Origin of the sequence: Tianxiuia mixotrophica (assembly GCF_050596425.1) — a bacterium.
In the GTDB taxonomy this organism is placed as follows: domain Bacteria; phylum Bacillota; class Clostridia; order Peptostreptococcales; family Acidaminobacteraceae.
This window is the reverse complement of the sequence record NZ_CP192292.1, coordinates 57,339-83,868: the sequence shown is the minus strand read 5'-3', so window position 1 is coordinate 83,868 and position 26,530 is coordinate 57,339. Positions and strand designations below refer to the sequence as shown.

The window sequence follows — 26,530 nt, the reverse complement described above, 5'->3', positions numbered from 1 at the left end:
AATTAAAGCGCCCTAATTTTCCGATCCAAATGCTGTCGTCATTGTCAAGAGCATGGCCATTCACTTGTTTAAAAATACTAATTTTATGCACAATAAAAGGATGGTTTCCCACCCTTTATGATTTTGTCTTAACTCTAACAAGCAGACCTACTATATTTATATCTTTATTCCATAAACTCAAACAAGGGCAAATCATCTTTTCTATCCACACCTGATTCTTCAAGGATTTTATCAAGACCAAAGTGGCTCAAAACCATTTGATCTCCCTGTCCAAATCCATCAAACTGGGATTTTTCAAAATCGACTTCGAAATCATCCAGCACATTCAACTTAATGCGATTTAAACCGTCTTCCAGCTCCTCTTGATACAAGTCAACAAGCTCCCTTAACCTAAAATCAGAAACCAGATTCATGTCTTGAAGAATACGTGCCACAGGTCCATATTCATGAATCATTTTTATGGCTGTTTTCTTGCCCACCCCAGGAATGCCATTCACATAGTCTTCCCATCCAGTTAGAGCGTATAAATCTGGGTAATACAAAGCCTCTATTCCATATTCCAAATAAAACTTATTTGGGTTATAGTGTGTGTCTTTTTGCTTGCCGAGTAAAATAACATGGGTTTTCTTATTTAAGACTTGTAAGAGTTTTTCTTCTTCAGTCACAACATAAGATTTGTAGTCCTCTTTCTCAGCCAAGTCAACGAGCGTTTTAATAATATGTCCTGTGTTTTTTTCACTTTTCAAGCAGGTCATTCCCAGTCCCTCCATGAGGACTTGAAGCAGTGAAAACTGCAATTTATAAGATGGGGTCGCCTCGATTTTATGCTCGGGAAAATCAGGGAGGGCAAAAGTCAAAACAATAGAAGTGGGTTCATATTTTCCCATTAAGTCCAAAACATATGACATAAACTTTCCAAGCATGGGCACTTGATGGCCTGTCTTTGTTCTCACTTTAGAATTTTTTGAGCCCATAAAGGCCTTATAGGACAATGTCTTCCCATCAATAATAAGCAATTTTTTCATCAAGATCCCTCTCTTCTTTCAACTCTCACCTTATATTTTATAACAAGATTTCACATCTTCAAACAGAATATTTCGATAATTCCAAATCTAGATGGGAATTCTCCATGAATCTCGTGAATTTGATAGGCATAGGGGTATGAGTGATTCAAAGAGGTGGTCTTATGAAACATCAGAAAAAGCGATACCTTTCTTACACATATATCACTCTGATTTTACTTGCCCTGACGGTTGCTATATTTGCTGTGCCCGCCTTTGGGCATGATACTGTGCAGACAAGCGAAGACGCTTTTCCTAGACCAGAAAGTTCTTATGAAGAAAGTGATTCAGAAAACATTCTTGAAATCCTCAAGGGACGGGTTGCTACAGAACCCTTTAATTTACTCGCCCTCATTATATTTATTTGTGCCATTATCCATACCCTTATGAGCAGTTATTTTATTAAAAAAGCCCATAATAAGGAGCTCTATTATAAAGAACTCATCCACCAAGGGCTTGTCGATAAAAACAGCCATTCAATCAGTGCTGGAATGTATCATTTGCTGGGCGATGTGGAAGTGGTTTTTGGTATTTGGGCCGTTGCCCTAGGGCTTTGTATCTCACTTTTTTACAGCTGGGAAACCTTTGTGGGCTTTCTTGACAGCCTCCACTACACAGAACCTCTTTTTATCATTGTCATTATGACCATAGCTTCCAGTCGCCCAATCATTAAGTTTTTTGAAAAGATAACCTTCAAAATAGTAAAGCTCTTCGGAGATTCTATAGAAATTTGGTGGCTTACCATACTCATAGTCACTCCGCTTCTTGGTTCAATTATCACAGAACCTGCTGCTATGACCATTGCAGCCTTTATGTTATCCGATAAATTCTACCGGCTTAATCCTCCAAGAAACCTACGCTACGCCACGCTGGCCCTGCTCTTTGTGAATGTTTCCATTGGCGGATCTCTGACCAATTTTGCCGCACCGCCTATACTCATGGTTGCGGGTCCGTGGGACTGGACCACATCATTCATGTTTTTCAATTTTGGTTGGAAGGCTCTTATAGCCATGACACTTTCAACGGGCCTGTATTACCTCATATTCAAAAGAGACATCACGGCTCTTGAGGAAGACTATAAACACTATCTTTACATTAGAAATATTCAAAGTCGTTTTGTCAGCACCAAAGAACTGGAACATAGTTTCACCCAACTTGCCAACATCGTCAATAGCAGTGTGGGCTTTACAAATGAACTTGACGCCTACTCCAATATACTCAAGGAGAATTTGGAAGAACTGGCCTTAAAACGTCTGACTCAAGAAGAAATTGAGGCCTACGACATTCGTAAAGCCATCGATGAGAAATTTGAAGGCATCCAGCTGGAAGAAATGAAAAAAATCCTCCCCGGCCTCCTCCCAGAAGACAAGAGGCCCCAGTATAGAGATCCCAACTGGAACAACCGACCCGGAAAAGTTCCAGGCTGGATTACCCTTGTTCACATTCTCTTTCTCACCTGGACAGTGGTCAATGCACATGACCCCGTCCTCTTCATGTCGGGTTTTATGTTCTTCCTTGGATTCTTCCAAGTGACAGTTTTTTATCAAAATAGGATTGACTTAAAACCAGCCCTACTCGTAGCTTTTTTCCTAGCTGGTATCATGATTCACGGGACTCTCCAGTCCTGGTGGATTGCGCCACTTCTTGGAAATTTACCTGCTGAGGGTCTCAATATTACATCTATAATCTTGACAGCATTTAACGACAACGCTGCCATAACATACTTAAGCACCCTGGTTCCAAACTTTCCTGAAGCCCTCAAGTATGCTGTTGTTTCTGGTGCCATCACCGGCGGGGGGCTAACCGTTATTGCCAATGCACCAAATCCCGTGGGTCAGTCCGTTTTAAAAAAGCACTTCAAATCAGGTATTTCTTCGGTTACACTCTTCAAGTACGCCCTTGTGCCAACGCTTGTGACCGGGCTTTGCTTCTATTTGCTCTAAGTGGCAAAGTCTCTTATTTTTTCACCTGCATGCAAAAGGGAAGCTTCTTCAAAGACAAGAGCTTCCCTTTTAAAAGACTTGAGAAAAACCTGAAACTATTTTGTGGGTCTCTCCTTAGAGTCTCTATAAACGCATAACCATTTAAACAAAGCCTTTCAAGCTAAGTGAATGGGTTATGGGTGTTTTTTATGTACGCCTAAAGCCAAATCCTAGTAGTTAAACTCTTTCAACTCATAGTAAGCTTTAGGATGAAGACAGGTAGGACACATATCTGGTGCTTCAAGACCTTCATGAACGTGACCACACTTACGGCACTTCCATCTTGACGCCCCATCCTTCTTAAAGACATGCTCAGTCTTCACATTTTCAGCCAGTTTACGGTATCTTAGTTCATGCTCGACTTCAACCTTAGCAATCAGTTTAAAAGCTGCTGCAATCTCCGGGAAACCTTCATCTTTTGCCACATCAGCAAAACCTGGATACAGCACTGTATGCTCTTCATTTTCCCCTTCTGCTGCATGAATGAGGTTTTCATATGTGGTTCCCACTTTACCAGCTGGGTAAGAAGCAATGATTTCAACAGCTTCACCCGATTCTAAAAAGCTAAAAAATCTTTGTGCATGGACACGTTCGTTTTCAGCTGTTTCTAAAAACAGGGCTGCAATTTGCTCATATCCTTCTTTTTTCGCCTTTTTAGCAAACATTGTGTAGCGGTTTCTTGCCTGTGATTCCCCAGCAAATGCTTTGAGTAAGTTCTTCTCTGTTTTTGTACCGATAATACTTGCCATGGTTTACCCTCCTAAAACTAAGTCCTGTTCACCAAGAAACGTGCAACTATTTCATATAGAGACCGTCTTTGCACATGAAACTATGAAATATCCCTGTGTGATTTTCATAATTTTCTGTCATTTAATCTTATAGCAAGACATAAGTCCTGCTCTATTTACTAAAAAGCAGATATGGAACCACATCTGCTTTTTATAATCTGAACTTGATCCACACTTTAAAAAGACCTACAATCAGATTTCCAGTATCCCTGAAAGTCTGGATCATTTAACACACACTATGCGTTTGCTGGCGGTGTGAACGAACGCGCTGCAAACTCTCTATCCATCATAAGAATGGCATTGCCTTGACCTTCAATGAACTTAAGCTGTGTCAGAATACCTTCCGCAGCTGATTCTTCTTCAACTTGCTCATCAATATACCATCTTAGGAAAGATGCTGTTGCATGATCACTCTCTTCAAGTGCAATATCCATTAGATTATTGATAAGTGATGTGACATGGCGCTCGTGCTCAAGTGTCTCTTCAAACACGTTGATAATGCTATCCCAATCTGTCTTAGGCTTTTCAATAGCTTGTAATGTAACGCGACCCCCACGTTCATGCAGGTAATTGAAAAGTTTTAATCCGTGGAATTGCTCTTCTTCGAATTGAACGCGCATCCAGTTTGCGAATCCGCTTAGGTTCTCTTCTTCAAAATATGCTGCCATAGACAGGTAAAGGTACGCAGAATATAGTTCTGCATTGATTTGTTCATTAATAGCGTCTGCTACTCTTTGCTTAATCATAAATCTCCACTCCTTTTTCGTCCCCATATTACAAATCATCTATAAAAGCCAAGTCTTTTCGGCTTCATGTCACAAAACCTGCCAGTGAATATGGAGTCCACTGGCAGGTTCAAATAACTCATTTATTAACAGTTTTACTGTTCGTTTTTCCAAAGACCATGAAGGTTGCAGTACTCACGAGCAACAACTTTCTTAGCGTCTGTCTTAAAGATCGCCACTGGTTCTTCACCAGGGTTTAGGTGCTTGCGAAGCACTTCATCGCCAGCAATAAGTTCGATCCACTCTATGTAGTGAGCATCAGTCATAGGGTGAAGTGTAGATCCTACAGTCACCTTGTAACCGCCTTCAACTTCTTCAATCACTGGAACGTGTTTTTCAGTTGTTTGATCTGCAGTATGTTCTTCGAGTAGTACCATTTCTTCGCCGCAGCAGTGAGGAATCACTGAGCTACCATGAAATACTTCTATAACATTACCACAATGTTCACATTTGTATATTTCAAGTCTCTTTGGCATAATTTAAATCCTCCTCGAGTCCCGACAGATCATAACAATCTGTCGAATCAGTTTTTCTGAGAACACGCACTGCATGTACCACGGAAGTAAATGTGCTTTTCTGTGATTTGGCATCCCTCAAGTTGTGGTGCCAATATATCAGATAAATCTGCTTTAAAGTCAAGCACAGCGCCACAGTTGTCACATTTAAAATGTCCATGTACGGATGTGTCCGCATCATAACGCGCTTCATTTTCTTCAATCGTGATAAGGAGTGCAATGTTATTGTCAACAAACAGGTTGAGCGTATTATATACCGTGGTTTTTGATAGTGTCGGTATCTCCGGAAGGAGCGCTCTATAAATTGTATCTACCGTTGGATGTGCTGTCGTTCCCATGAGGTATTCGTATATCTTTATCCGCTGGTACGATGGTTTGATGTTGTTAGATTTTAGAAAATCCCCTATATTTTCAATCTGCATCGTCATGGACAGCAGTAACCTCTCTCCCTTTAATCATAAGTGGTTCAGAGGTATTACTCTGCCACTACAAACATGTCTTTTCCAACACCGCAAATTGGGCAAACCCAATCTTCTGGAATATCTTCAAATGGCGTTCCTGGTGCGATGCCACCATCTGGATCGCCTACTTCTGGGTCATAAACATAACTGCAAGGTTCGCATACGTAATTCTTCATAATAATTTCTCCTTAATTTAGGTCAAGTAAAATCCGGCGTACCAACGAAGTCAGCCGCCGGACTTCTAGTTACATTCTATACTGTGTCTAATGGTGCATGAATCCACATGCGATATGTACTAATTCTTTTTGATATTATTCTACTGGCTCGAACATGTCCTTGCCAACGCCGCATACTGGACAAACCCAATCATCCGGAATATCTTCAAATGCTGTACCAGGTGCAATGCCACCATCTGGATCGCCTACTGCTGGGTCATACTCCCATTGACATGCTATGCATACATATTTCATAATTTCTGCCTCCTTTTTGTATTGGGTATTATAACTTTCCCTACCGTTTTTACCCTAATTCCATTCTAATATTCATTTAATTATTTGTCAGTAAAGAAATTGACAAATTTTATATAATCTCGAAAATTAGCTTGAGTTATGACCCTCTACCACACTTCTAGGTCGATTTTTCTCGGTCAATGTGGCAATCGAGATTTTTTTATTTTTAATCCGCTTATTCATATTTTCCATAACTTTTTTGCAAAATATGATTTATTAGTGTTTATGACTAAGGTTTTGAGGTTATTTATTCACTGATTGAGTAAAAACAACGTTTCGGCGAGTGAATTTTTTCTTCTTTTTTTAGGGCTTTAATGGCCTTGTCCACATCTTTACGATCTAAACCAGACTTTTCCGCCACTTCACCAGGGCGCATGGGACTGTCTGCCTCTGCAAATACCTGTAATACCTTATCTACTGTTTCCACGGTTAACCCTCCTGTTTTAATTCATTTTAATTTTGTAACGATTACATTTTTATATTAGCATAGGGATAGTTTTTTGTAAAGTCCTTTGACAGAATTTTTTTATATCAGACCGCTGCTGAAAAACTGTTTGTATTTTTGTTGAATCTCTCCCACTAATGTATAATTAATCCAGACATGTCCCTTAAGGACCTGATTCAGACTTTTAGAAGTAAGACCACCATGGGCTTTCAATTGATATTTTCTATGCCCGCCGGGTATATAAAAAATCGATGCATCAATAAGACATATGACAGAGTTCATATGTGAAGAGGAGGTTAACAGTGAAAAAATTAAAATTGAAAGATGGTATTCACTGGATTGGGGCTCTTGATCCAGAACTTAGAGTGTTTGACATAATCATGTACACCGAGTTTGGAACAACTTACAACTCATATCTTGTGAAGGGCACAGAAAAAACAGCCGTATTTGAAACAGTAAAGGCAAAATGCTTTGATGCCTATTTGGAAAATTTAAAATCTGAAATCGACGTGGCCAAACTTGACTACATTATAGTCGACCACACAGAACCCGACCATTCTGGCTCTGTTGAAATGCTTTTAGAACTGGCTCCTAAGGCAAAGGTGGTTGGTTCAGCTGCAGCTATTCGCTTCCTCAAAGCCATTGCAAACAGAGAATTTGAGTCCATTGTAGTCAATACAGGTGACACCCTTGACCTAGGTGGTAAGACCCTCAAGTTTATCTCGGCACCTTTCCTACACTGGCCCGATTCCATCTACACATACATAGAAGAAGATAAAACCCTTATAACATGTGACTCTTTTGGATCCCACTATGCTCTTGATGAAATTCTTTATTCAAAAATCGACAACGAAGCCAATTATCAAAAGGCCTTAAAATACTACTTCGATATGATTATGGGGCCTTTTAAATCCCATATGCTCAGCGCTATAGAAAAAATCGAAGACCTTGATATTGACACGATTTGTCCTGGTCACGGCCCTGTCCTTGATGAAGACCCTTGGAAAATCGTCAACCAGTGCAAAGAATGGTCTATAGAAGAAAATCCCAATACAAAGCCAACAGTTGTCATACCATACGTTTCTGCTTATGGTTATACCGCACAAATGGCCGATGAAATAAAACGTGGACTTGAGTCTATTGGAGATATTGACGTTACGGCTCACGACATGGTTTACACAGAAAAAGCAGAAATGATGGATAAAATCCACTTTGCCGATGGTGTCTTATTCGGCTCCCCTACCATAAACTCAGATGCCCTGCCACCGATCAGCGACCTGCTTATGTCCATGAGTCCCGTAGTTCATGGCGGTAAATTGGCTGGCGCATTCGGCTCTTACGGATGGTCTGGTGAAGCAGTGAAAAACCTTGAAGACCGCATGAAACAGGTTCGCCTTAAAGTGACACCTGGCCTTCGTGTCAATTTTAAACCGAATTCTGATGACTTAAGCGCAGCCTTTGAGTTTGGCGCACGCTTTGGTGAGAAAATACTTGGTCTAGAAGTGAAAAATGAACCCATTCATGAACCGACAAGCCGTTCTTCTATGAACGCCACTGGCGAAGTAAAAAAATGGCGTTGCATCATTTGTGATGAAGTCTTTGAAGGTGTTGAACCACCCGAGGTCTGTCCGGCCTGTGGCGCTTCTCATGAACAGTTTGAAGAATACGCTGAAGAAAAACTCACCTACACATCCGATTTAAAGGCCAATATCGTCATTATTGGTAACAACGCCGCTGGTACGGCTGCAGCAGAAGCCATTCGAAAAAGAAACACAGAGGCGACCATTCGCATTATTTCTGCTGAAAACACCCTGGCCTATTACCGACCAATGCTTTCAGACTATTTGAGTGACACCCACAATGAAAATATGTTCTACTTGCATGACGCGGACTGGTATCTTGACCGCGACATCGCCATAAGCCTTGGTAAAAAAGCTGTTGATATTGATAGGGACAGGAAAGTGGTTCATCTTGATGATGACTCCAAAATAAAATACGACAAGCTCATTCTTGCCAACGGCAGTTATAACTATGTGCCGCAAATTACCGATGCCAACAAGGAAGGTGTCTTTTCACTTAAAACACTAGAAGATGCCGATAAGATTAAAAAATATGCAAAAACATGTAAGCGCGTTGCTGTAATCGGTGCTGGCCTTCTTGGTCTTGAAGCCGCTTGGGAACTTAAAAATTTAGGGCTAGAAGTGAGCGTTATAGAATTTGCCGATAGAATTCTGCCACGCCAACTGGACATGGAAGGGTCTGAAATATTTGAGATGGGCGTTAAAATTGCTGGGGTTCAAGTGTATAAAGACGCCATTGCCAGCTCCATACTTGGTAAAGACAGTGTCACTGGCGTCCAGCTATGTGACGGCGGTATTGTCCCAGCTGATATGGTTCTGATCTCAACAGGTATCCGGGCCAACACAGAACTGGCCGAAAAAGCCGGCCTTCACGTGGAAAAAGGGGTTGTTGTTGACACGCACATGCAAACATCCGATCCAGATATTTACGCCGCTGGGGATGTGGCTGAACACGCAGGTATTTCCTATGGTGTATGGCCTGAAGCCCTAGAGCAGGGGAAGGTTGCTGGCGCCAATAGCATTGGAGACACCCTTGAATACCACACCATGACACCATCCAACGTATTCAATGGCATGAACATGAATATATTCTCTATTGGAGATATTGGACGGGAAAATAAGGCCTATAAGGTTGTTGCAGACAAACATCCTGAAGAGGGCGCTTATAAAAAACTTTACTTCGTCAATGACCAGTTTGTCGGTGGCATACTCATTGGAGATGTTTCAAAAACCGTGAGTCTCATGCACGGTGTCAATCGTGGCACACCAAGCCTTGATATGGTTAAAGACGTCATTTTAAATTTGAAATAAGACCTTTTTCAATACAGGTCAGACACACCAAATGTGACTGTATCAGCCCAGGGAAGCATGGCTTTTAGCCGTGCTTCCTTTTTTACTGGGCCTTTGGCCTCCAAAATCTATAAAATGTCCTAGACCTTGCTCATATAAAGTTTACTTATGAAAAACCATAAAATAAAATTATTATATTAAAATTAATTTAACGTTTTATCTATCTTTCTTATGTCATTTGATGTAAAATTAAACCAACATACTGGAATAAATCGGATTAGATTTGAAGGAGGACCCACGTGAAATTTCAAGATTTTAAGTACGTTCGACCTGACATAGAGCAGATCAAAGCATCCATGAACCAAAAACTTGATCAGTTCGAAAATGCCACAAGCTTTCAAGCACAAGACAAGATCCTATCTGAAATTAATGACCTGCGAGCAGATATCGACACAATGGACAACATTGGCTACATCCGCCATACAATGGATACCCGAGATGATTTCTATGAAAAAGAACAAGAATTTTGGGATGAAAACCGCCCATACCTAGAAGAACTTGACAGCAGATTCTATGAAGTTCTCACAAAAAGTACTTTCAGAAAAGACTTGGAAAACAAGTGGGGCGATCAGCTTTTCACCCTAGCAGAAATGTCACTGAAGATTTTTTCAAAGGATATTATTGATGATCTAAAAGAAGAAAACAAACTTTGCACAGAATATAGAAAACTCATGGCTTCAGCCAATATTGACTTCGAAGGGGAAAAAAGAAACCTCTCGCAAATGAGACCTTTCATGCAATCACCAGATCGACAGATGCGTCAGAAAGCCTCTAAGGTTTTTTGGTCCTTCTTTGAGGAAAATGAAAATAAATTTGACACGTAACTATTCAGTCACAGCTTTAAGAAAATCCATTGATTGACCTTTTAAAGCAGATTTAATCGCAGTATATGAATTGATACCATGCTTAGCCATAGTTCCTAGATAAGACATAATTCTTACAAAAGTATCTGCACCTTCTTTGGTTCTGAAAGTTCCTGATACCTTTTGTTTCACTTTAATCATTCGGACATCACGCTCTGCTTGGTTATTATCAAAGGGAACATTGAAGTCATTTATAAATAGACAGACTTCCCCCTTGTGGGATGCAAAGCGTTCAATCAAAGCTCTGATTTTACCTTTTTTATGGCGACCACGTTTACCTTTAGGTTTATCAGGTATTGGATTCGCCTTTATGGCTTCTTCTACGATGGCATCGTATTTTGAATTGAAATATTTCAATTGATACTCGCTTAAAGTTGTATAACCATCATTCTTTAAGGTATCCTTTAGATTTTTCATCTCAAGAAGCAGATTGATCATATTTTCAGCCCATATCTGTTCTGGATAATTTTCTATTACACCAGTCAGTTCCCTTAATAGGTGTGCATTGCAGATTCCATGATCAACGTTTTTATATGTAAAATACGGTTTCCAAAAGTCATGTATCGCTATACCTTTAAACTCAGGGAGGATACCACTTGAGTCCATCCCTATTGATCCCCGCTTTTCTTCTACTGTCAAATAAGTGAAGTGGGTATTTGAAGCATTATGAACCCAGTGAAGTTTTTTATCTACACGTAAACCTGTTTCATCAAAATGAGCAAGATCTAGTGACTTGACCTTGTCACGAATAAGATTTACGGTATCTTCTAGTTTTTCACTTACATTGGTAACCATAGAATGAATTGTACCTGTACTAATGGGCAGATTGAATACTGCGCTTAAAATATCATGAGTACGTTTGATGCCTACCATACCAGCAGTATTTAGTGTAACAGCAAGCGCTTTCAAATTGTCACCATACTGAACACGCCCTTTGATAGACTCTGGAAACACACCAGATATGACTTCATTGTTTCTATAGGAACATTCACATGTCATTACCTGATGAGCTGTAACCTTTGTATCAATAATGATATCGATATTATATCTAGTTTCAGAAACCTGACATGCATCACACTGTTTTTTAAACGGACAGTTATTACATTCTTTCGGAAAATGCTGTACTGTTTCATCAGGAGTTTTCATAAGTTTAAGTCCGTTGCCTTTGTGCCCTTTCTGAGCACCGGCAGATTTGCCGGAAGGCTTGCGTAAACTCTTTGGTTTAGGTTTTTTAAGCCCATCGCTTGAAGGAGGTTTAGAACTGTTATTGCTGTTTTTATTGAGGCTTTCCTTCAAGGTCTTGATGGTTTCTGCTTGCTCAGCATTAGTGGCTATCAGACTATTAATAATATCAGTTTGATTGTTGATTGTGTCAGTTTGATTGTTGATTGTGTCAGTTTGATTGTTGATTGTGTCAGTTTGATTGTTGATTGTGTCGGTTTGATTGTTGATTGTGTCGGTTTGATTGTTGATTGTCGTCGTTAAAGATTCAACAGCAGCGGTAAGTGTGTTAATTTTATCCATTAGCTCTTTAGTTGTTTTTGAAGAAAAATCGTTATTCATGCTGCTATCTCCTCTCTTTTTTTAGCTACTTATATTATAGCATAAAATGAGGTTAAAATCCAGTATTTTCAATAGTTACAACTGGATTTTAAAAGAAAAAAACAGGCTATTTTTCTTTGCGGAGCAGAGTATAAAAGTACGAAAATCCAATAGTAAATATCCTAGATATTTTCACCTGTCTGAATAGTTACTTTGACACAATATATGACAGCCTCATTAAGGTTCGCCATAAAATCGCAAAGAAACTCGGCTTTGATAATTTTGTAGAAGTGGCCTACCTTAGAATGAGCCGTTCAGACTACAACCATGTCGATGTGGCCAACTACAGAAAACAAGTTCTTGAAAGCCTTGTGCCAATCACAACAGAACTTCTTAAACGAAAGCAAAAAAGACTTGGTCTTAACGAACTCCACTACCACGATGAAGGCCTTGAGTTTACGAGCGGAAACGCAAAACCAAAGGGCAGTCCAGAGTGGATTCTTGACCAAGGCAAAACCATGTACAAGGAATTATCAAAAGAAACCCATGAATTTTTCACTGTCATGACAGAAAAGAACCTGCTTGACCTTGTGAGCCGTGAAGGCAAGGCACCAGGTGGCTACTGTACATATATCGCCAATGAAAAAGTGCCTTTCATATATTCCAATTTCAACGGCACCTCTGGAGATGTGGATGTTCTGACCCACGAAGCTGGTCACGCCTTCCAAGTATACAGCAGTCGAAACTTTAAGGTTCTTGAATACAACTGGCCAACAACAGAAGCGTGTGAAATTCACTCTATGTCCATGGAGTTTTTTGCATGGCCATGGATGAACCTCTTTTTCAAGGAAGATGAAACCAAGTATAAGTTTTCACATTTATCCAGCGGACTGACTTTCATCCCATACGGTGTTACAGTGGATGAATTCCAGCATTTTATCTATGAGCATCCAGATGCCAGCCCTGATGAAAGAAAGGCCAAGTGGCGAGAAATTGAGAAAAAATACCTTCCACTCAGAAACTATGCAGAATATCCATTCCTTGAAAAAGGCACTTACTGGTTTAGTCAAATGCATATTTTCGAAATGCCAATGTATTATATTGATTACACTCTGGCTCAAGTGTGTGCTTATCAGTTCTGGATCAAGAGTCAAGATGATGAAAGCAAAAACCAGGCTTGGCAGGATTACCTCAAGCTTTGCCAAGCAGGCGGTTCCGTTTCATTCTTAAAACTCATCGAACTGGCCAACCTTGACAACCCATTTGAAGATGGATCCATAGCAAAAATTGCCGGTCCTATCAAAAATTATCTTCAAAATGTGGATGACACCAAACTCTAAAGTTAGGTGCCTGCAAAAATATAAGACTTGATCATTCTATGGATTCTAAAAAAGGTGTGAATAAGAGGTTTATAGCCCTCTCGTTCGCACCTTTTTTAAAAACTTCTTATACCTCATATACTTCTATACCAGAACAATCTTGGGCTGAAACCTTTGACCGCTCTTCTTTTAAAACCCGAAGTCTTTCAAAGATAGGCAATAGAATCATGGCCACAATCCCTGCTGAAAAACCATTATTATACAAGTTGAGCCCTCCATGAAGGCCACCCACATTGAGAACTACAGACATATGAATGAAGGCTGCTAGAATTCCACCACCCCATCCAAATCGACCTGCAAAAGGCGCAAGTCCCGTTCCAAAAAGAGCCGCCAGCTGTAAGGCTGGGTCTGTCACATGCCAAATTTTTGTAAGAGCCCCCAAATAAATACCCGCGAAAATAGGTAGGACATTCATGAAGTGCTTGCCAGCGGCACCAAATCCAACAATGGTCAGCACTCCACCTAGAGTCGGTCCATTTAAGTCTCCTCCAATGGCCAAGATATAAGTGGTTGCCAGCATGCCATTGACCCCCATATTGATCATCATGACGCCAGACCCAAACATTTTTAAATAGTCTGTGGGTGCTTGGCCCGATGTTTTAAGAAGTTTCTTATAAGACTTCCAGGCCGTCGGATTCCAGTGACTGCCCGCAATGATCATGAGGCCAAACAGGGTGTTCATAAAGGCAAATAGAACAAATTGATGGTCTGTGTTCCATATGAGTCGAGGGGCTGGCATATATCCATATGATTTGAAAATCGATACAAATACAGTTCCAATAATGCCTGCGGCAAATCCCACATTGTATAAATTATGGCCATCATGAATCTTCTTTAACCATTCCGAAACAATGGGCAGTAAAAGCCCTGTTGCCATACCAGCTGCCGTTCCAGCCAGCCATCCAAAAGGTTCAGGTGTTGATGCTGAGTATATTAAATCACTTACCATAGGCGCCATTGCCGTACCAAAAAGCCCCACCACCCAAAGAGATTTTAAATCCACTTTAAAGATAAAACTATGCAGAACAATGCCTGCCAATATAAACCAGACATTGAATAAGTTCTTCCCAAATAGAGCAAAACCCATGATTAAAAACAGGGCCGCAATGGTGACGCCATCTGCCTCATCTCGAACATGGATTGTTATAAGGGTGAGTATGAGTCCTAAAATGCCCGCGTTTACAAAGGCTGACCCCAGCCCTGCAATGACTATATAATCCGTGATAAGCGTGCTTGGTTCCAACATGATACTGGTCAGTCCTTGGGCAATTTCTTTTGGTGTTTCCACGAGAAATCCCCAGATTAAAAATGCCACCGAAATGCCTAGTGGCAGCAACCACGGGCTGATCAATTTTTTCTTCATAAATTTACATCCCTCCATTTTTTTGATATGTACTGGTTATTTTATCAGGCAATAAAATGAGAGGCAAGCGTTTTCCGTGTTTTTTATGAATATATGCTCATATGTTCCTATTTGAGTATGACAATCAACAGCGAAAAAAATCCCACGCACCTAATCTGTCTGTTAGGTGCGTGGGATTATCTAAACCCGATCTTTACATATCCATAGCAAAGAATTACTTAGAATAGTTAACAAGCGTCTTTATAACTTTTTCCATCTGATCTTTATCAACTGGTTCACCATCTTCATCCAGTAGCAGACACTCCATTGCGTGTTCTTCCATGATGAGAAGGCCAACCTTATGCACTGAAGATTTTATCGCTGCTATTTGCAGAAGGATATCATCACAAGTTTTACCGTCTTCAACCATCTTCTCAACACCTGCAATGTGTCCTTTAATGGTCTTTAACCTGTTAATAATGCTTTTTTTCGCTTCTTGCCTCGCCATAATTTCCCTCCTTGGATTTCTCCAATTATTTTATCACAATCTTCATGCACTGAACAGATACCCAAGGTCTAAATGAAAAGGTTGACGTTTGACTCTTCTGCAGCCCCCAAGTAAGTAGCCACACCGCCCATGTTCACTCCATCAATAAGCTCTTGTTCCGTAATGCCCATAAGGTCCATTGACATGTTGCAGGCCACAATGTTCACCCCATTATCAAGGGCTGTTTGAAGAAGCGTTTCAAGGGAATCAACATTATGCTTTTTCATGACCATTCGAATCATTTTTGGTCCCATGCCAAGCATGTTCATTTTAGAAAGACCAAGTTTTTTTGTTCCGCGCGGCATCATGCCTGAGAACATACGACCTAGGAAGTCCTTTTCTGCCTTTACAGGTTCATGCTTTCTGAGTATGTTCAGTCCCCAGAATGTGAAGAACATGGTTACTTTTCTACCCATAGACGCTGCACCATTGGCGATAATAAGTGATGCAATGGCCTTGTCCATATCACCACTGAAAACGACCATTGTCTTGTCTTCAGCCACAGGTGCAAGCTTACCAGCAGGTGAATGAGCCACTTTCTTTTGCCCCTTCATAAGGCGGGCAACAATTTCCTTTTTCTCGTTCTTTTCAACATGCATGAGGGTGTTGCCTGTTCGTCCGGCCCATACCCCTATATCACTTGCAAAACCAGGATCTGTTGCTCGAACCTCTAAAACATCTCCATCATTCATTTCTTCCATACGCTTATAGACCTGCATAATTGGTCCTGGACACTGAAGTCCACAAGCATTTAGCTTAACAACTTCACCGGTTTCATGAACTGGAATTTCATCAATTGACCCATCATCCGTAAAATTGATGTCACAATCACACATACTGCCTCCACACTTATCTGTATCATCAGGATTCTGACAGAACATACAAGAATATGTTGTGTAGCCGCCTGAGAAATTATAAACCTTTTTAAATCCGAGCTGTCGAAGAATACGCTCACCAACATACCCTCTTAAGCCAACGGCACAGTAAACAATAATGTTTTTATTCTTATCAAGCTCGCCCGCTCTTTCACGAAGCTCATCAAGAGGGATGTGATAAGACCCATCAATATGGCCCAGTTCTCTTTCAATGTCTTCACGAACATCAAGAATGATTGTTTCTTTTTCATTAAAATCATCCAGTTGGTCCCAGTGAACATGTTCACTTTTACCGGATAGAACATTTTCAGCCACAAAGCCAAGCATGTTGACCGGATCTTTGGCAGAACCAAATGGCGGTGCATAGGCCAGTTCAAGATCTTTCAGATCATAAATTGTACCCCCATATCGGAGGGCTGTTGCAATAACGTCAATACGCTTATCAACACCGTCATGGCCCACCCCTTGAGCACCAATGATCTTCCCATTCATATCGTAAATAAGTTTGAGTGTCATTGGCATTGCGCCTGGATAGTAGCCTGCATGGGACTTGGAATGAATAATAATTGTCTTGTAGTCCTTGCCGTAAACCTTGCCGTTTCGCTTGAGTGTCTTCTCATTATGCCCTGTATTTGCAACAGCCAAATCGAAGACTTTGGCAATAGATGTGCCCTGAGTTCCCTTGTAGGTTTCCTTCATGCCTGCAATGTTGTTTGCAACAATTCTGCCCTGCTTGTTGGCTGGTCCTGCAAGAGGCACCATAGTCTTTGTCTTGTCATTGAAGTCAACGACCTCAATAGCATCTCCAAGTGCATATATGCTGGCATCAGATGTTTTCATGTAGTCATCAACAACAATACCGCCTCTCTGGTTCACTTCAAGACCTGCATCCTTAGCAAGCTGAGAGTTTGACTTAATGCCAATGGATAGTATAACAAGGTCTGTGTCTATTTTCTGACCGCTTTGTAGCTCCACAGTTGTCTTGCCTGTTCTCTTATCGTGATGGAAAGACTTGACGCCGTCCCCAAGTCTGAGGTCAACCCCTTGTTGTCTCATATGTTGATGGGTGATGCTGGCCATTTCAAAGTCAATTGGCTGCATAACTTGATCTGCCATTTCAACAACAGCCACATTACAACCCCGCTCATGTAGATTCTCTGCCATTTCAAGACCTATAAATCCACCGCCGATCACAACCGCATGCTCAGGCTTTTTCTTGTCCACAAAGCCCTTGATCATGTCTGTATCTGGAATATTCCAAAGACTGAAGATATTTGGAGCGTCAATACCTTGAATTGGGGGTCTTAGAGGTGTTGAACCTGGCGAAAGCACTAAAACATCATATGATTCTTCATACGACTCATTGGTATTGTGGTTCATAACACGTACTGTTTTGTTCTCCCTGTCAATAGAAAGGACTTCGTTTCGCACACGAATGTCCATATTAAAACGAGCACCCATACCCTCTGGGGTTTGAACAAGAAGGGCTTCTCGTTCTTCAATGGCTTCACCAATGTAGTACGGTAAACCACAGTTGGCAAAAGAGATATAATCGCCTCTTTCAAACATGATGATTTCTGCATTTTCGTCCACTCTACGAAGTCTTGCCGCTGTACTTGCACCACCAGCAACGCCTCCGACAATTAATACTTTCTGACCCATTACATAACCTCCTGTTTTATTCACCCTACCTTTGTTAAAAGATAGATTATTTTATTCGCACTCCCCCTCGGAGGGGGTATCTTTGAATTCATTTTATAGATTCTTAGACCCCCTGTCAAGGGGGTGTGGTCAAAAAATAGAAAGCACCCCTGTCAGTTTTTGATATGCCCCTCAAATAGTAGATGGTTGAAATAACAACTATTTACTATTTGAGGCACTCTTCATTGTCTGGCATGAGGTGCTTAATTAGAACTTGAACGATCCTGTAGTTTCTAGTGTCTTAGTGGCTTAATTGACCACCTTTCAAAATGTCCTTTACAGTCGATGCCCTATGAATCATTGTCAGTTTAAACGACCATATGGCCTATGCTGTGGTTTAAATCTATACATCCAACTCATATAAATACTGCAAGTGCTTTCTTTCTTCTGCAATAATCTCATCAATTTCAGTTTGGTGATGGGACCGAGTAATTTTTTTCATCTCCATCAGGAAGATAATTGTATCCTTTTCAAGCTGAACCGCCTGACAAATGGACGCTTCAAGATCATTTGGAGCTTTTATGATGTTTAAAAATTGAATATTTTTTTGTAGCATAACTTTTATGTATGACAAATAGTCTTCGTCGACGATCTCTTTAGGCACAAGGGACATTTTATAAGACTGATAGATTTCCTTATGCTTCATCTCCTGATCTGCTAATTTTTTAAATAGGCTTGAAACATCATCACTTAGTGTTTTCTCACTTAGACTTGTATAAAGCTTATTGCCTGTATCTTCAAGCTCAATCAGCCCATTGAGAAGGTCCTCAAGAATAAATCTTTCGCTCATGATTGTCCTCCTTATGTTCAGTCACTTTCCAAATGACTCCTATATACTATTTCTTGTAATCCTGACGCTATGGAAAAACTCCCCCTGAGTCTAAAGGTCAGAGGGAGTTAGAAACTTATTTTTTTACAGTCTATATTTGCATTCTTACCGACGCAAACGCTTATCCAAGGAACATTTTGATGTCGTCTTCAACATTTGTAATGCCACCAATACCAAATGTTTCAACAAGAACATTGGCCACATTTGGTGATAGGAAAGCAGGTAATGTTGGACCTAAGTGAATATTCTTAACGCCTAAGAATAGAAGCGCTAGAAGAACGATGACTGCCTTTTGCTCATACCAAGCAATGTTATAAGAGATTGGCAGTTCATTAATATCGTTCAGTTCGAAAACTTCCTTAAGCTTGAGTGCAATCACTGCAAGAGAGTATGAATCGTTACATTGACCAGCATCTAGGACTCTTGGAATGCCACCGATATCACCTAGGTTTAGCTTGTTGTAACGGTACTTGGCACAACCAGCTGTTAGGATGACTGTATCCTTAGGAAGCTTTTCTGCAAACTCAGTGTAGTAATCACGGCTCTTCATACGACCGTCGCACCCTGCCATTACGAAGAGCTGCTTGATTGCGCCTGTCTTAACAGCATCTACAACCTTGTCTGCCAGTGCAAGGACCTGATTATGGGCAAAACCACCAACAATTGAGCCTTTTTCGATTTCTGTTGGTGCTGGAAGCGTTTTAGCCATTTCAATAACTTCTGAGAAGTCTTTCTTGCCATTTTCATCCGCTTCAATGTGCTTACAACCAGGGAACCCAGAAGAACCTGTTGTGAAAATTCGCTTAGCCACATCACCCTTTGGTGGTACAATACAGTTTGTTGTGAATAGGATTGGACCATTGAATGTCTCAAACTCTTCTTTTTGCTTCCACCATGCGTTACCATAGTTTCCAACAAAATGATCATACTTTTTGAACTTAGGATAGTAGTTTGCAGGAAGCATCTCACTGTGTGTATACACATCAACACCAGTGCCTTTTGTTTGCTCTAAAAGAGCTTCCATATCGTGTAGATCATGACCAGAAATCAGAATCGCTGGGTTATTCTTCACGCCGATATTCACTTCTGTTAACTCTGGGTGGCCGTAAGTGGATGTATTGGCTTCATCAAGCAAAGCCATTACCTTAACGCCATTCTCACCAGTCTTAAGTGTCAGTGCCACTAGGTCATCTGCTGATAGACCATCGTTTAGTGTTGCAACGAGGGCTTCTTCAACGAACTTGTAAAGCTCTGCGTCTTCATTGCCTAGGTTGGCAGCGTGCTGACCATATGCAGCCACACCCTTTAGGCCGTAAGTAATAAGTTCTCTGAGAGAACGAACATCTTCATTTTCAGTTGCTAGAATACCAACCACAGCCGCTTTTGCATCAAATTCTGATTCCACGCCTTGCCATGTTGCGCAGTCATGCAGGTCACCTAGGGCAACACCTTTTGCTTCAAGATCCACTTTTAGTGCATCACGGTGGGCAATTGTCTGGTTGATGCGCTTCACAAATGCCGCACGATCAAAGTTTGCGTTTGTAATTGTAGAGAATAGACCATCAAACATGATCTTGTCTGTTTCTGGCTTGTTAATACCTGCTTCACGTGCTTTCAGGTTAAAGTATGCTACCCCTTTTAGTAGGTATAGTAAAAGGTCTTGAAGATTTGCCACATCACTTGGCTTGCCACATACCCCTACTTTTGTACAGCCTTTGCCACCAGCCGCTTCTTGACATTGATAACAGAACATTGACATAGTGTTTTGATCTCCCTTCGTATTCATAGTCTCAGACTTTTTAAAGTCTTGATTAATATTATTTACTTTATTAACAGAGGCTGACGCCTCATTGTTATTATTACCAAACAGTCTGTTTATAAAACCAAAGAATCCCATTACCTTTTGCTCCCATCCAGTTCTATAGTCACTTCTTCATAATTTACAATCGTGCCCGCATCAAGCATGGCCTGCTTCACAGCACCGACAATCCCAGAACAACAAGGGACTTCCATCCTAACCACTGTGATTGATGCAATATCATTTTGTCTTAAAATCGTAGCGATTTTTTCTGTGTAGTAATTGTTGTCATCTAGCTTGGGACAACCTATAAGTGCCACGCGACCCTTGATGAAGTCGTTGTGAAAATTTCCATATGCAAAGGCTGTACAGTCTGCTGCTATTAATAAGTCAGCCCCTTGTAAATATTCAGCCCCTGGATTGACAAGATTAATCTGAACGGGCCAAGTGGATAGTTTAGACTGGAGCATTTCCTTTTCTGGATCCTCAGTCATTCGCTTTGACATATCAGCCACTTTTGCTTGAGCCATACTCTTACGATTTGCTTTGTCTGGGGTAATCACATTGAGTTTCATAGCTGCTGATCCAGGGCATCCCCCACCAGACTGCATTTTATGCATCATGTCGTCATGGGCTCCCCCACAACCACAATCGTGGACGGGAAGGCTCTTTTCTTGAGGGTCTTCCACCACTTGTTCCTGGACTTCTTGGCTCTGAGTTTCCTGCGTTTGAGCTGCCAGTCTTTCATCAACAGCCTTTTGAGAATAAGCATCAGCCTTTCTCTCTATTATTTCAATGGCACCTGTTGGACACGCTGGAAGACAATCTCCTAGACCGTCACAGTAAATGTCACTGACAAGCTTGGCCTTACCATCTATCATTTCTATGGCACCTTCATGACAGGCACTTACGCAAAGTTCACAACCATTACAAAGTTCGTCATGAATTTGGACTATTTTTCGTTCCATAATAAGACTCCTTTCTTCTCGGATGTTCTTGGAAGTTCTTATGAATCTTCCCGTTTCGGATTCTATTTCAACCTGTGTGATTTATGTTTTAAGTTTTAATTCCGATTGATTTAGTATTGATTTTCTGAGTTCATTATAATAATCTGAGCCTAGATAATCCGTAACACTTGTTACCAAAAACCAAATTTCTAGAAAAAAGTTGATGGTTTTTGTCCATTTTAGATCAAAATCACTCATTTGATTTATCTTCATACCACTTACTACATTTAAAGCGAGGCGAAAGACTATGAAAAAATATGCACAGTCCCTGGAAAAATGCATTCTGTTTCGTCACTTGAATATTGATAACATTGATTCCCTTCTAAGGGTTCTTGAGGTCAAGGCTGAAAGCTATGAAAAAGATACCATTATTGCCTTCGAAGGAGATTCTTGTACCAGCCTGGGGATTCTCGCCTCTGGAAAAGTTGAACTTCAAAACATATATCCCTCTGGCAAGGTGGCCACTCTAACCACCTTGATGCCGGGCCAGTGTTTTGGTGAGGCCATCCTATTCAGTGATCAGGACAAGTACCCTATTAGTGCTGTGGCAAAAACCAAGTCCACCATCCTCTTTATTGAAAAAGCGTCTATCATGCACGGTCTGACCCACCACCCCATTCTCCTGAATAATTTTCTTGGCATGTTGTCTAACAAACTTACTATGATGAATCGTAAGATTAAGGTACTTTCCCTTGACACCATCCGTCAAAAGGTCTGCAACTATCTGCTTAAAGAATATAAAATTCAGGGGTCTGCCATGATACAAACCAAGATGTCCCGCAAAGATATGGCTGAGCATATGTCCATACAGCGCCCTTCTCTTTCTAGGGAACTTATTAAAATGAAAGAAGAAGGCCTCATTGACTATGACAAGAGTACAATTAAAATTCTCGATGTGGACGCACTGGAAGATGAGCTTATAGGATAGGAAAATTTGGGTATGCATTATAAAGTCAGGGCTTAAAATTTATATATACACATTTTTAGTGTAATTTTTAAGGAAAAGCCGGAAACTGTAACTAATGTTACCGATTCTTTTTCCCCATCCCCCTATAATAAGGTCATAGTTAACAAACACACAGGAGGCATTGTTATGGCAAAACCAGAATTCTCAGTCCTTCAAAAAATAAAAAACGGTCGCCGCACATACGGCATCACGCCACGTATCCCCGGCGGTTTTATCAGGCCAGACAAACTGGCTCTTATGGCTCAGGTGGCCGAGAAATATCAGGGCACTCTTAAAATCACATCGGGCCAACGAATCGCTATTTTAGGTCTAAGGGAAGACGATGTGGAAAAAGCATGGGAAGACCTGGGCATGGAACCCGGTGTCAGATCAGCTTATTCCGTTAAAAATGTTGAAATTTGTCCCGCTGGATTTTGCAAAAGAGCCAAGCAAAACACACTGCCTCTGGGCATGCGCCTTGAAAAAAGATTTTATGGTGCACCCACACCTAATAGAACGAAAATTGGTGTGGCAGGTTGCCTCAATGCATGTGGCAGTGTCAACGCCAAAGACATTGGTGTCTTAGCCGACCTAGATGGATGCATTGTTGTGGCAGGTGGAAGCGCAGGATACCATCCACGACTGCCTGATCGGATTGCTGAAAAACTCACTGAAGATGAAGCCTTCGATATGGTGGAAGCTGTTTATGATTACTACTGTGAACACGCTGAAATGGGAGAAAAACTTGGTCCCTTTATAGACAAAATTGGTCTTGAAACTTTTAAGACTGGCATTCAAAGCATATATGAGGAAAAAAGAAATAAGGCACACAAAGATGAAAAAACATCTGAAAGCTCTAAGGAGGAATAGAAATGAGTCGATTTTTAGGCCCAATACACCACTGGTTATACAGTAAAATAAACTTGCTCGAAGACATTGAAAAAGGTATTTTGACAAAAGTTGCAGACCCTGCGGTACAGGCAAGCCTGGAAAAGGAACTGGTTGATACCTATGGTCCTTACTTAAATCATGCCCCACTTGAAAGTCTTATCGATCAGGACAATATTCATGGATGGCTGCAAAACAAGATCAAGATTGCAGAGCTACGACAATCCAGACTTATCGAGAAAATAGTATCAAGCGCCGGTGAAGACACATATAAACAAGTGGCTGGTGTTTATGCTGACTTCGGTAAAAAACATGGTGGTGCCATTTCAACTGATGAGGCACAAAGCCCTGAACAAATTTTCAAGGCCCTTGATAACTTCTTGCTGGAGGGTATGCCCTGCGACAGAGTCAACGCTGTCACATCAAACACACCAGACAAACTTGAGTGGCAAAAGGACAGATGCGTTCATGAACCATTCTGGAACGAAGGCGGTACAAATGTAAGCCACTATTATGACTTTAGAGAGGCTTTCTCAAAAGCCTTTGTTGAAGCAGCCAATCCTAAATTCACATATACTTTTGAGTTGAAAAATGGCTTGCAATATCATATGATATCTAAGAAATAACTTTCGGAAGACGAAATAGTTTATAAGTCTGCATATATGCCCGCATTAGGGAATTTAAATCAACCATATACTCAAGGAGGAATAATAATGATTACCAAAGACATGTTAATTGCCGATATTCTTAAAACAAAGCCTGAATCAGCAAACGTACTGATTGCAAACGGAATGGGCTGCCTTGGCTGTCCATCTGCACAAAGTGAAACGCTGGAACAAGCTGCTGCTGTTCATGGTATGGACGTTGAGAAACTGCTTCAAGAGCTGAACGCTTAGTCACACTAACATCCAGTCCCCTACTTTGTAAGGGCAAAGACCGGACCAAATCTTATAACAAAAAGGACTATGATTTTCAGAATGAAAATCATAGTCCTTTTTATTTTTGCATAAATCCCTGTCTTTCAGAATCATTTCAATATACGGTCCTTCTCTTTTGAAATGAATTTACACTGTGTCATAAACAAATTTAGGAAGCCTCAGTATGAACTTCACACCTTGACCAGGACCCGTTTCACATATTATAGAGCCCCTCAGCTGCTGGGTAACAATATTATGAACAATGTGCATGCCCAGCCCACTGCTACCCGTTCCCCGACTGGTCGTAAAGAAGGGGTCAAACATTTTAGATCTGGTCATTTCATCCATCCCACAGCCATCGTCTGTGTATGTCAGGACCACATCTTGGCCTTCTTCTCTGGCATCAATGACAATCATGCCAGCCTCACCTTCCTGATATCCATGCTTAATGGAGTTCATAACGAAATTGGTGATCACCTGGGTCAGAGCCCCCGGATAACTTTCCAGTTCCATACCAAGTTTGCATCGATTGTCTATATGAATCTGCGTTCTCTTGTATTCGTGTTTGAGGCTCATAATAACGCTGTCCACAACTTGCTTGATATCAAACTTATATTTTCTTTCACTGCTCTGGTCCACCGCAACTTGCTTGAAGCTGCTGATCATATCTGCTGCCCGCCTTAGACTGCTTGTCATAATATCAAGAGATTCATCCATTAGAATCATAAAATTGTTAAATTCCCTCTTTGACAGTTTTCCCGAGTTATATTTTTCAATCATCTTAACCTTTTCCTGCTCTAAGAAGGTCGATGTGGACAAACAGTTCCCGATCGGTGTGTTTATTTCATGGGCTATACCCGCAACCAAATGTCCCAGTGAGGCCACTTTTTCAGTCTCTAGTATATGCTCATACTGGGCTTCCAGCTCTCTATTCTTTTCTAGGATTTTTTCTTCAAGTATGTCGTTTTCACTACGGAAGGTTTCAATAATTGTTTGAAAAGACACTGCCAAGTCGCCCATTTCATCTTGACGATTCCTATAAATAGTCGGAATATTCCTTGTCAGGTCACCATCAGCAATCTCCACCCCATACTCCGTTAAAACCCGAAAAGGTTTTGTTGACTGTGTCACCATTCGGCTTATAAGAACTATGGCTAAAAAAATGGCGGTAAGAAAGGTTAACCCAATCCATATCCCCTGTTTTGCAGTGTTCTTGTTGAGAGGCTCCATATCAAGTAAGGTCACTATTTTCCAGCCACTCACCCCCACCTCATGGGATGTGAGAAGCATATGCCGTCCTTCAAAAACAATGTCTTTAATGGTCTTGCTCTCTGACAATATGAAATCTTTGTATAGGTGCAGGGGATCTGTCTCAAGACTAAGATCTGATTCCAGAGCCAGGGTCTGGTTGGGATGATAAACGTACTTGCCATCCTCTGAAATGAGAAAATACTTGTCTCTGCCTTTAAGTTCAATCGACTTGAAAATTGTAGGGATCGAATCCAGTGAAATATCCACCACCACAAAACCATATATTTTATCCCCTTCACGGAGTGCCAAAATAGATGACAGAACATTTTTTCCTGATTCCCACTCAATATAAGGCTCAGTGAAGACGATACCCTCACTTTCTGATGCTGGTTCATACCAAGGTCTTTTGAGAACATCGTAGGACGCGTCTGAAATATATCCCGTATGATCCAGATAAAAATTGGCAGAACCGTTGGCAATCCAAACAATAAAGTAATTTGAGCTTGTCTTTTTAATGTCTAAAAGAGTGTTCTTTACATGAGAAAAAAGCGGATGCGTCTTTATGTCCGATCGTTCGTTTACCTCTTTTAAATATCTTGTAATTTCTCTATTGAGAGCCATTTGATTCGTCACCAAGTTTGCGTCTTCAAATATTTTTCTCACATCCTTGGAAATGGACTCCGCCCTTAATTCGATTTCAGATTCCACATTGTCTTTAGAAATACTTGTCAAATAGTTTGTGATTAAAAAAGTTTGGATTCCAAAGACAATGATTAGAACAAGTGCGACTAAAAATGTGATTCGACTTGACAACTTGGATTGTATTCTCTGCATTAGACCCATTCTTTGTCCCATGGTATAATCCTTTCTCGGTTTTTATATGTATACCACTTTTAAGACCTACAAAATCAGTTGAACCCTGATTGAAAATCGCATTTTCTCCAGGGACTATTTTTGTTTATTTCACGGACCCAGTGACCCTTTAAAATCAAAAACCCCTTAATCAAAAGCTTGGCAAAAAGGCCCAGCTATAATTAAGGGGTTTATTCGTTAAGCGACTTGCAAAATATCAGTCAAGAATTCTCGCCATACCATATATAGATATAGATATTTATAAATCAAAATCCTATACATGGTATGACAAGAATGTGGCTCTGTAATTTTGCAGC

General features: G+C 40.7%; 24 protein-coding genes. 8 read left to right on the top strand and 16 right to left on the bottom strand.

The features are described 5' to 3' along the window. Window positions 1–164: 164 nt before the first annotated feature. Window positions 165–1,025: a hypothetical protein gene (locus tag ACQ4KW_RS00390; RefSeq protein WP_430884576.1), complete on the bottom strand. Its 861-nt coding sequence runs from the start codon at window positions 1,023–1,025 to the stop codon at window positions 165–167. A 161-nt stretch (window positions 1,026–1,186) separates the two neighbouring features. On the opposite strand from ACQ4KW_RS00390, the gene ACQ4KW_RS00385 reads away from it, so the two are divergent. Continuing rightward, window positions 1,187–3,004, top strand: coding sequence for a putative Na+/H+ antiporter (locus tag ACQ4KW_RS00385; RefSeq protein ID WP_430884575.1), 1,818 nt, complete (start codon window positions 1,187–1,189; stop codon window positions 3,002–3,004). A 209-nt stretch (window positions 3,005–3,213) separates the two neighbouring features. Here the strand turns inward: ACQ4KW_RS00385 and rbr are convergent, their stop codons facing one another. From rbr to ACQ4KW_RS00350, 7 genes are all read right to left on the bottom strand, one after another. Beyond that, entirely contained in the window at window positions 3,214–3,792 is a 579-nt protein-coding gene (rbr, locus tag ACQ4KW_RS00380; RefSeq protein ID WP_430884574.1) for a rubrerythrin, read from the bottom strand. Window positions 3,793–4,067: 275 nt separating this feature from the next. Continuing rightward, window positions 4,068–4,577 (bottom strand): ferritin, encoded by a 510-nt coding sequence (locus ACQ4KW_RS00375; RefSeq protein ID WP_430884573.1) that lies wholly within the window; start codon window positions 4,575–4,577, stop codon window positions 4,068–4,070. 134 nt (window positions 4,578–4,711) lie between these two features. Beyond that, window positions 4,712–5,092 carry a desulfoferrodoxin gene (locus ACQ4KW_RS00370; RefSeq protein WP_430884572.1) on the bottom strand — a complete coding sequence of 127 codons (381 nt, stop codon included), beginning with the start codon at window positions 5,090–5,092 and terminating at the stop codon, window positions 4,712–4,714. A 47-nt stretch (window positions 5,093–5,139) separates the two neighbouring features. Further along, window positions 5,140–5,553, bottom strand: a complete 414-nt coding sequence (locus tag ACQ4KW_RS00365) for a Fur family transcriptional regulator (RefSeq protein ID WP_430886524.1) — start codon at window positions 5,551–5,553, stop codon at window positions 5,140–5,142. 53 nt (window positions 5,554–5,606) lie between these two features. Beyond that, window positions 5,607–5,768 carry a rubredoxin gene (rd, locus tag ACQ4KW_RS00360; protein WP_430884571.1) on the bottom strand — a complete coding sequence of 54 codons (162 nt, stop codon included), beginning with the start codon at window positions 5,766–5,768 and terminating at the stop codon, window positions 5,607–5,609. Window positions 5,769–5,903: 135 nt separating this feature from the next. Then, window positions 5,904–6,065, bottom strand: coding sequence for a rubredoxin (gene rd / locus ACQ4KW_RS00355; RefSeq protein ID WP_430886523.1), 162 nt, complete (start codon window positions 6,063–6,065; stop codon window positions 5,904–5,906). 283 nt (window positions 6,066–6,348) lie between these two features. Further along, the gene (locus ACQ4KW_RS00350) at window positions 6,349–6,528 is read right to left on the bottom strand and encodes a MarR family transcriptional regulator (protein ID WP_430884570.1); all 180 of its coding nucleotides are present in this window, start codon (window positions 6,526–6,528) and stop codon (window positions 6,349–6,351) included. Between the two features lie 320 nt (window positions 6,529–6,848). Between ACQ4KW_RS00350 and ACQ4KW_RS00345 the strand changes: the two genes are divergently transcribed. Both ACQ4KW_RS00345 and ACQ4KW_RS00340 read left to right on the top strand, forming a co-directional pair. Continuing rightward, a complete protein-coding gene (locus ACQ4KW_RS00345; RefSeq protein WP_430884569.1) occupies window positions 6,849–9,437 on the top strand; it encodes an FAD-dependent oxidoreductase in 2,589 nt (862 codons plus the stop codon). 278 nt (window positions 9,438–9,715) lie between these two features. Further along, window positions 9,716–10,300, top strand: a complete 585-nt coding sequence (locus ACQ4KW_RS00340; RefSeq protein WP_430884568.1) for a hypothetical protein — start codon at window positions 9,716–9,718, stop codon at window positions 10,298–10,300. On the opposite strand, the gene tnpC is transcribed toward ACQ4KW_RS00340, so the two are convergent. Continuing rightward, on the bottom strand, window positions 10,301–11,902 hold the full coding sequence (tnpC, locus tag ACQ4KW_RS00335; RefSeq protein ID WP_430883388.1) for an IS66 family transposase: 1,602 nt from the start codon (window positions 11,900–11,902) through the stop codon (window positions 10,301–10,303). It abuts the gene before it with no gap. Between the two features lie 149 nt (window positions 11,903–12,051). Between tnpC and ACQ4KW_RS00330 the strand changes: the two genes are divergently transcribed. Further along, window positions 12,052–13,221, top strand: a complete 1,170-nt coding sequence (locus tag ACQ4KW_RS00330; RefSeq protein ID WP_430886522.1) for a M3 family oligoendopeptidase — start codon at window positions 12,052–12,054, stop codon at window positions 13,219–13,221. A 106-nt stretch (window positions 13,222–13,327) separates the two neighbouring features. Here the strand turns inward: ACQ4KW_RS00330 and ACQ4KW_RS00325 are convergent, their stop codons facing one another. From ACQ4KW_RS00325 to ACQ4KW_RS00300, 6 genes are all read right to left on the bottom strand, one after another. Then, complete coding sequence (locus ACQ4KW_RS00325; RefSeq protein WP_430884567.1) at window positions 13,328–14,623, bottom strand: DUF1576 domain-containing protein; 1,296 nt, start codon at window positions 14,621–14,623, stop codon at window positions 13,328–13,330. 214 nt (window positions 14,624–14,837) lie between these two features. After that, a complete protein-coding gene (locus tag ACQ4KW_RS00320) occupies window positions 14,838–15,110 on the bottom strand; it encodes a metal-sensitive transcriptional regulator (RefSeq protein ID WP_430884566.1) in 273 nt (90 codons plus the stop codon). A gap of 68 nt (window positions 15,111–15,178) precedes the next feature. After that, window positions 15,179–17,686, bottom strand: coding sequence for a DsrE/DsrF/DrsH-like family protein (locus ACQ4KW_RS00315; RefSeq protein WP_430884565.1), 2,508 nt, complete (start codon window positions 17,684–17,686; stop codon window positions 15,179–15,181). A gap of 382 nt (window positions 17,687–18,068) precedes the next feature. Continuing rightward, window positions 18,069–18,515, bottom strand: a complete 447-nt coding sequence (locus ACQ4KW_RS00310; RefSeq protein WP_430884564.1) for a ferritin family protein — start codon at window positions 18,513–18,515, stop codon at window positions 18,069–18,071. A gap of 160 nt (window positions 18,516–18,675) precedes the next feature. After that, window positions 18,676–20,313, bottom strand: a complete 1,638-nt coding sequence (hcp, locus tag ACQ4KW_RS00305) for a hydroxylamine reductase (RefSeq protein WP_430886521.1) — start codon at window positions 20,311–20,313, stop codon at window positions 18,676–18,678. A 137-nt stretch (window positions 20,314–20,450) separates the two neighbouring features. Continuing rightward, window positions 20,451–21,320: an ATP-binding protein gene (locus tag ACQ4KW_RS00300; RefSeq protein WP_430884563.1), complete on the bottom strand. Its 870-nt coding sequence runs from the start codon at window positions 21,318–21,320 to the stop codon at window positions 20,451–20,453. Window positions 21,321–21,606: 286 nt separating this feature from the next. On the opposite strand from ACQ4KW_RS00300, the gene ACQ4KW_RS00295 reads away from it, so the two are divergent. The 4 genes from ACQ4KW_RS00295 (at window position 21,607) to ACQ4KW_RS00280 (ending at window position 24,089) form a co-directional block, all read left to right on the top strand. Further along, window positions 21,607–22,287 (top strand): Crp/Fnr family transcriptional regulator, encoded by a 681-nt coding sequence (locus ACQ4KW_RS00295; RefSeq protein ID WP_430884562.1) that lies wholly within the window; start codon window positions 21,607–21,609, stop codon window positions 22,285–22,287. Window positions 22,288–22,452: 165 nt separating this feature from the next. Beyond that, window positions 22,453–23,175 (top strand): NAD(P)/FAD-dependent oxidoreductase, encoded by a 723-nt coding sequence (locus ACQ4KW_RS00290; protein WP_430884561.1) that lies wholly within the window; start codon window positions 22,453–22,455, stop codon window positions 23,173–23,175. Between the two features lie 2 nt (window positions 23,176–23,177). Next, window positions 23,178–23,819: a hypothetical protein gene (locus ACQ4KW_RS00285; protein WP_430884560.1), complete on the top strand. Its 642-nt coding sequence runs from the start codon at window positions 23,178–23,180 to the stop codon at window positions 23,817–23,819. Window positions 23,820–23,906: 87 nt separating this feature from the next. Further along, the gene (locus ACQ4KW_RS00280; protein WP_430884559.1) at window positions 23,907–24,089 is read left to right on the top strand and encodes a DUF1858 domain-containing protein; all 183 of its coding nucleotides are present in this window, start codon (window positions 23,907–23,909) and stop codon (window positions 24,087–24,089) included. A gap of 168 nt (window positions 24,090–24,257) precedes the next feature. On the opposite strand, the gene ACQ4KW_RS00275 is transcribed toward ACQ4KW_RS00280, so the two are convergent. Further along, the gene (locus ACQ4KW_RS00275; protein ID WP_430884558.1) at window positions 24,258–26,216 is read right to left on the bottom strand and encodes a sensor histidine kinase; all 1,959 of its coding nucleotides are present in this window, start codon (window positions 26,214–26,216) and stop codon (window positions 24,258–24,260) included. Window positions 26,217–26,530 lie beyond the last annotated feature (314 nt).